Below are 6,900 nucleotides of genomic sequence, written 5' to 3' on the forward strand. Positions count from 1 at the left end.
TAACCGATGTGATTACTGAAATAAGTCTGGCTGACAAAGCGGAATTGTTTCATTACAAATTACAGCGTGAATCCCTGGACCATTATCATGTTGCCACCATGGCTGCCTCGCAGGCCGCTGACAGTCAATGGCATAACACCAATATTTCGCTTGGCGGAAAACTGGCCAGAAATGATGTTCACAGTCAATTACTGGGTGAGCAATCCCACGTGACAATGAATGGTCTGTATCTGGTGACGGGCGAACAACATATTGATAATCACACACGTATTGATCATGCGGTGCCGAATACGACCAGTGAAGAAGTCTACAAAGGCGTGCTGGATGAGCAGAGCCATGCAGTATTTAATGGCAAAGTGATTGTGCATAAAGACGCACAGAAAACCGATGCCAATCAAAGTAACCGTAATTTACTGTTATCCCGTGGTTGTGAAATTGATACCAAGCCGGAAATGGAAATCTACGCCGATGACGTCAAATGTGGACATGGCAGTGCCGTAGGCCAAATCAACGAAGATCAATTGTTTTTCCTCAGAGCTCGTGGTCTGGATGAAGTTAGCGCGCGCAGTTTACTGACTTTTGCTTTCGCTGTTGATGTGATTGAACGTATATCCAACGAGGAACTCAAACAATCCATAACCGGAGTAATTGAAAAACGATTACCCAGGGGAGGCGCATGAGCAATTTGAACATTAATACGATTCGTGCGGATTTTCCGGTTCTCCACCAGGAGATCAATGGTTTCCCTCTGGTATATCTGGATAATGCCGCGACCAGCCAGAAACCGCGACAGGTGATTGAGGCTGTCAGTCATTATTACCTGCATGACAATGCCAATATTCACCGTGGTGTGCATAAACTTAGCCAACGGGCAACCGATCTATATGAAGCGGCCCGCGCTAAAGTACGCCAATTTGTTAATGCCAACTCGGATAAAGAAATCATCTTTACCCGTGGAGCAACAGAGGCAATCAATCTGGTTGCTCAAAGCTTTGTCAGGCCCATGTTGCAGCCGGATGATGAAATTCTGATCAGTCATCTGGAACATCACGCCAACATAGTGCCGTGGCAGATATTATGTGAACAAACCGGTGCCAAACTGAAGGTCATCCCAATGACGCAGTCAGGTGAGCTGGATTTGACAGACTTTGATGCGATGCTCACCGAACGCACCAGGATTCTGGCGGTTGGTCAGGTGTCTAATGCGCTGGGAACTATCAATCCGGTCAAAAGCATGATTGCCAGAGCCCGCGCCAAAAACATTCCGGTTTTAATTGATGGTGCGCAGGCGGTGCCGCATATGACCGTGGATGTGCAGGATCTGGACTGTGATTTTTATGTGTTCTCTGGCCATAAGATGTTTGCCCCTACTGGTATTGGCGCATTGTATGGTCGTAAAGATTTGCTGAACGCGATGCCGCCATATCAAGGTGGTGGTGATATGATTCTCTCGGTCAGTTTTGAAAAAACTATCTACAACGAACTGCCCGCCAAGTTTGAGGCGGGTACACCGAATATCTCCGGCGTTATCGGCCTCGGTGCGGCAATTGATTATATGTGGCAGATTGGCATCGATAATATTGCTGCTCAGGAACACCACTTACTGGATATTGCTACCCGTAAAATTGAGGCATTGCCCGGTGTCAGAATCATTGGCACGGCCGCTGAGAAAGCCGCCGTGATTTCTTTCATGATTGAAGGCGTGCATCCGCATGATGTCGGCACCATATTTGATCAGCAAGGTGTGGCTATTCGAACGGGGCACCACTGTGCTCAACCGGTTATGGAGTTTTATGATATTCCGGCGACAGCCCGTGCTTCATTTGCGTTTTATAACTCAGAAGAAGAGGTCGATGCATTGATTAACGCGATACAAAAAACACAGGAGCTTTTTGCCTGATGAGTGATTTAAGAGAGCTTTACCAGCAAGTGATCATGGATCACAACAAACGCCCACGTAATTTTCGTGAAATTGATCATGCCAACCATCTGGCGCATGGCAATAATCCATTATGTGGCGATAAGCTGGTAGTTTACGTCAAGCTCGATGGCGAAGTGATTGAAGATGTCAGCTTTAAAGGGAGTGGCTGTGCCATTTCAATGGCCTCTGCTTCTTTGATGACAGAAGCCCTGAAAGGTAAAACGATTGATGAAGCCCAGGCTATTTATGATCAGGTACATAAATCCATGACCGGAGAAGAGACAGATCGCAACCTGCTGGGCAAACTGGAAGTGCTAAGTGGTGTCAAAGAGTTTCCGGCACGGGTAAAATGCGCGACTTTGTCCTGGCATACCGTACATGCAGCGATAGACAGCGACCACGATATTTCGATTAGCACCGAGTAATTTTATGAATGATAATCAGGTACAACCTTTTACGGCAGAAGATTTGAAGGAAGACGTCATTGAGATGCTTAAAACCATCTTCGATCCTGAAATTCCGGTCAATATCTATGAACTCGGATTGATCTATGAGATTGATGTCAGTGATTCCGGAAATGTGGTTATCCAAATGACCTTAACTGCGCCAGGATGCCCGGTGGCACAGACCTTTCCGGGTGATGTGGAAAACAAAATCAGCAGCATAGACGGTGTTAATAAAGTGCATGTTGAGCTGGTTTGGGATCCACCCTGGACTCGGGATCAAATGAGTGAGTCCGCTCAATTACAACTGGGTATGTTCTAACTGTTCACGCTACTGAAAACCTGAACCCTCTCGAAATCAGGCAAAAAAAAACCGTGGACAGGTCTATCCACGGTTAATCAGATCACATGACAAATCTGAAGAGGTAACAAACTTTAAGGCTACAGTTAGCAACTAGTTCAGGGCGTCGCCCCTAGAGAATCTCATTAGCAAGCTGTTGGAGCTAATCATAGTCATCTAACGCTATGCCGCATATAGGAGGAATTCCTTTTATCATTCTCATGGCCATTATTTCAGTCGTCCGAAAAAATCATTTATTGCTAACTTAAAATCGCTTTTTTACAAACCATCATTTCGATATAAATAAACCTCCCAAAATAAATAGGGATATTTTCCTAATGCTTTGCGGGAAGTAATTCTCCTATTATGTGCGCACTTTTTGCCAGCAAAGATTTTGCTGGTTGATGAATGACACTATCAGGAGAATGTAAAGTGAGTGAAGCGGCGGGTGCCCCCCCTAATAAAATTAGCAAAATTAATTTGATTACCTGTGGTTTACTGGCTTTGCTCTGTATTCTGCCATTCTTGATTCCGCATCATCGAATACCCCTGACCACGTTTTATAATCAATGGTCAGCGATAGCGCTTGGCGTCCTGGCCATGATTTTTCTGTTGCGGAAACAATCCTGGGAGGAACTGCAGATTCCCTGGTTCGCCCTTATGCCGCTGGGGTTACTGGTGATTGTGGCGATTCAATACAAAGTTGGTTTGTTCAACTACTGGCAACAAAGCTTTCTGGTTTGCCTGTATCTGCTATGGGCAAGTCTGTTGATTACTCTGGGCGCTCAGCTAAAACATCTATTAACGTTGGAGAAGCTAATCCCCACTCTGGCTTGGGGGTTGGTTGTCGGCGGGCTTATTTCAGCCGTTATTGTCACGCTGCAATACCTTGGGTGGGATGATTCGCCACTTATACTGCGTTATAAGTCGGGTGGTTTTGCTGCCAATCTGGGGCAGGTCAACCATCTGGCCACATATATGGCGCTGGCATTGGGCTCTTTGTTATATCTTTATCTGAGTCAGCGGATTAATTTCTGGGCTTTGGCCATTACTGCAACTGTATTTCTGATGGTATTGGCCTTAACCGGGCAGCGAATGAGCTGGTTATACGTCGTTTTACTGTCTGTTGGTGGCTGGTTAATCGCCAGGAAGTCCACTCAATGGCAAATCCATTTTATCTCAAGTCGGTTACTTTGGCTGATCCCGGTGTTTATTCTGGTGCAGTTAGTATTGCCATTGTTCAGTGCCGATATGCCTGCGATGCCTGCGGAGAGGGTGGCTGAAAATGTGAAAGGGGAATCCATACGTTTATTGTTAATCCAGCAGGCCTGGGAAATGTTCATCCATCATCCGCTGTGGGGGATTGGTTGGGGACAGTTCGGTTGGCACAACTTTGAAATGACTGAAAGTTACCCGGGATTAAACGGCTATGCCGATCATGCTCATAATATGTTGTTGCATCTGTTAGCCGAAACAGGCATTTTCGGTGGTTTGATTCTGCTATCGGGCATTATTTTCTGGTTCTGGCAACAACGGGGTGTGGTGATATCAGCTGAACGCTGGTGGCTGTATGCGATCCTGGCCGTGTTTGCTGTACACAGTTTGCTGGAATATCCATTGTGGTATGCCTACTTTCTGGGGCTTGCCGCCATCGTAACGGGGATCAGTTCTGAACGAAACATCACATTGAAGTTGAATCTGGGGATCGTCGTTTCGGCGGCATTGCTGCTTTTCAGTTTATTTATGCTGAGCAATACTTTCATGCAATACAGCAAAGTGGAAAACTGGTATACCAAAGGCAGAATGGGCTTGTTCAATAATGATCAGGCCGTTCCCTTGCTCTATGAAATGGCTGAAACCCGTGATAAATCGTTGTTTGCACCTTATCTGGATTTAGTCATTATTCGGGCGCTTCCCGATACGCAGGAAGTTTTACCTGACAAATTAGCGATGAATACCCAGCTAATGAAATATCTTCCCGGCGAGGAGGAAGTCTATAACCAGGTGACATTGCTTGCTTTATCCGATCAGCCGGAAGCGGCTTCTCATCAGCTTGATCTGGCGATGCGACATTATCCCAAATACATGGACAAGTACTGGAAAGTCGCCACCCGTGGGTTACTTGTGGGGGGGCATAAGCAACTCTTTCCACTGATACAGCAGTTGCAAAACTATCAGGATACGGCTTACCCATTAGAACCCTGAGTTATAAATGCATTCACTGACTGCCGGATGAGCAGGCTCGTTCGGCAGTTTCTTTTTTACGGCATACGACTGTTTTATTTCTTCCCGAATTTTAGTGGGAAATTACGCTGTTCAGGAAAAATTTCCCTTTCCTATGTTTATTTGGAACTTTTCAATAAAAAAAAGAATGCTTTTTTTTGTGACGTAGTTAACTATTTAAAACAGTATGTTACCTGCATTTTTTAAGTAAGTTGTTAATTCCTTTGCAAAATAAGGAAAATCTCCTATAGGGAATAAATTCCCGTTTCACTACTATCCACTCACCGAAACAAATCAGAGCCGTGAGATATGACAAGTACAACAGACACCACCGTCAAACCACTTAAGTACAAATTGATGGAGCTGGTCGATGATGTATTGGCGCATGACGGTTTTGGTGATATTCGGATTGAGGTGAAAATCCTCAAACGCCGTCAGAAAGAGGTGATTTTGCATTGTGGTAAGCAGTACCGTTTTGTGGTCGATATGCCCGATTTAGCGGAAGTACATACCTCCAAACATCGTGCAGTATCAAATTAAACGTCGTTCTTATGAATCTCCCAGTTCTGAACAAAATGCGTAAAAAGCCTGCTCATAACAAAGCAAAAAGACTCAATACGTCGGTGAATGTTGAATGTGTGTGGGACACATCACGTACAAAAAAATTAAATCCAGATGACCAACAGGCTGTATGGGGCAGCTGCGGCATTCAACAGAGAGATATAAAAAATGAACATTAAACAAATGAAAGCTATGGTCAGCCGTTTCCGTCACGCTGATTTCTCAAGTGTACAAGACCCGGCAATGCGTGCAAAAGCCCAAAAACTGCAAGCAAAACAAAAAGGTTTTACGCTGCTGGAATTATTAGTTGTTATCACCCTGTTGGCTATTCTGGCAACGGGTGCTTTGGTTGCCTATGACGGTGTAGGTGAAAACGCTCAGGCCGCTCGTGCTGCTTCAACTGCTGCCACACTTGATCAGGGCGTCCGTGCTTATCGTGCAGTCACTTACGCATATCCGGACCAATGGGATAACTTGGCTGATCCCGATGATGCAAATACACCCGCAGGTGGTACAGATGCAGAATTCCTTCCTGAACCTCTCCAAGAAGTTCTAACCAGTATTGATTTGGCTACAGCCTTTCAAGCTGCATTTTCTGTAGCCGCTTCTGATGTTCCAGACTTTCTTGAAGATTATTTCGATGACAACTTTGGCATGGAAGAAATTCAGCATATCCAGGCTGGAACAACTGGTAATGGAATAAGAGTTGGATTAGCACCAAACCGTAATCACAACGAGGGGGCTAATCCATTTGATGCAACTGACGGTGGTGCTGTTGAAACTGAATATAGTGATTTCGGTGCCGACGTAACTTACATTTCAATTCTGGCTTCTGAAGCATTCGATGATGATGCTGGTACACCACTGCTTTGTAAAGTGGGCGGTGAACTTATGAACGGGACTTTTGCAGGTGGTGCTGCTTCAGCAGATCCATTAGTGATTAACTCAATTAATGATGCGTTAAGTACTGAGCGTTGCAATCTGGTATTGGCACTTGGTTTTGGTGGTGATGCGGCACATAGCACTGTTAACTCTTCTGCTGGTGTAATTCAGTCACCTGCCTATAGCAGCGCAAACGTCAACCCTGCCGATAGTTATGCACGGTTTGTTGGGTTATTCCATTTAGCCAGAGGTAACAAAGGTTCAATCGGTGACCCTGGTGTTGATGATTTGACTCAAGCGGAGTTTTTACAACGTCCACGTCTGCTTGGCTTTATCGATACTGAAGGTAAACCAATTGACCAAAACGTTGCTGAAGCAACAGTGAACTAATTCTTTAAATGAAAAAGTTCAGATAAACCTTGGGGCAGGCGCTGCCTGCCCCTTGTTTATTTAAACCGGAAAAACAGTTCATTGCGTTAAAGCCAACCATCTTTAACAGAATGATCTAGGTAGGTTGGGCTGAGGCACGA

At 45.1% G+C, this 6,900-nt stretch carries 7 protein-coding genes; all 7 read left to right on the plus strand.

The window, feature by feature from the left end:
• Positions 1 to 680: Fe-S cluster assembly protein SufD (sufD, locus tag B3O33_RS08510; protein ID WP_292363403.1), on the plus strand; the 680-nt coding region annotated here is incomplete at its 5' end.
• Positions 677 to 1,900 (plus strand): cysteine desulfurase, encoded by a 1,224-nt coding sequence (locus tag B3O33_RS08515; protein WP_292359988.1) that lies wholly within the window; start codon positions 677 to 679, stop codon positions 1,898 to 1,900. The genes sufD and B3O33_RS08515, both read left to right, overlap by 4 nt.
• Positions 1,900 to 2,346, plus strand: a complete 447-nt coding sequence (gene sufU, locus B3O33_RS08520) for a Fe-S cluster assembly sulfur transfer protein SufU (RefSeq protein ID WP_292359986.1) — start codon at positions 1,900 to 1,902, stop codon at positions 2,344 to 2,346. The genes B3O33_RS08515 and sufU overlap by 1 nt, the downstream gene beginning before the upstream one ends.
• A gap of 4 nt (positions 2,347 to 2,350) precedes the next feature.
• Positions 2,351 to 2,686 (plus strand): SUF system Fe-S cluster assembly protein, encoded by a 336-nt coding sequence (locus B3O33_RS08525; RefSeq protein WP_292359984.1) that lies wholly within the window; start codon positions 2,351 to 2,353, stop codon positions 2,684 to 2,686.
• A gap of 450 nt (positions 2,687 to 3,136) precedes the next feature.
• A complete protein-coding gene (locus B3O33_RS08530) occupies positions 3,137 to 4,909 on the plus strand; it encodes a PglL family O-oligosaccharyltransferase (protein ID WP_292359982.1) in 1,773 nt (590 codons plus the stop codon).
• A 327-nt stretch (positions 4,910 to 5,236) separates the two neighbouring features.
• The gene (locus B3O33_RS08535) at positions 5,237 to 5,467 is read left to right on the plus strand and encodes a hypothetical protein (protein ID WP_292359980.1); all 231 of its coding nucleotides are present in this window, start codon (positions 5,237 to 5,239) and stop codon (positions 5,465 to 5,467) included.
• 189 nt (positions 5,468 to 5,656) lie between these two features.
• Positions 5,657 to 6,760 (plus strand): type II secretion system protein, encoded by a 1,104-nt coding sequence (locus B3O33_RS08540; RefSeq protein ID WP_292359978.1) that lies wholly within the window; start codon positions 5,657 to 5,659, stop codon positions 6,758 to 6,760.
• Positions 6,761 to 6,900: the final 140 nt, after the last annotated feature.

The sequence above is a fragment of the Methylophaga sp. UBA1464 genome (genome assembly GCF_002325665.1).
Taxonomy (GTDB): domain Bacteria; phylum Pseudomonadota; class Gammaproteobacteria; order Nitrosococcales; family Methylophagaceae; genus Methylophaga.

Bases quoted from the DNA above. Each gene is read 5' to 3' on its own strand.
- B3O33_RS08540 (WP_292359978.1), top strand. From the start codon at position 5,657: ATGAACATTAAACAAATGAAAGCTATGGTCAGCCGTTTCCGTCACGCT.
- sufU (WP_292359986.1), top strand. From the start codon at position 1,900: ATGAGTGATTTAAGAGAGCTTTACCAGCAAGTGATCATGGATCACAAC.
- B3O33_RS08535 (WP_292359980.1), top strand. From the start codon at position 5,237: ATGACAAGTACAACAGACACCACCGTCAAACCACTTAAGTACAAATTG.
- B3O33_RS08515 (WP_292359988.1), top strand. From the start codon at position 677: ATGAGCAATTTGAACATTAATACGATTCGTGCGGATTTTCCGGTTCTC.
- B3O33_RS08525 (WP_292359984.1), top strand. From the start codon at position 2,351: ATGAATGATAATCAGGTACAACCTTTTACGGCAGAAGATTTGAAGGAA.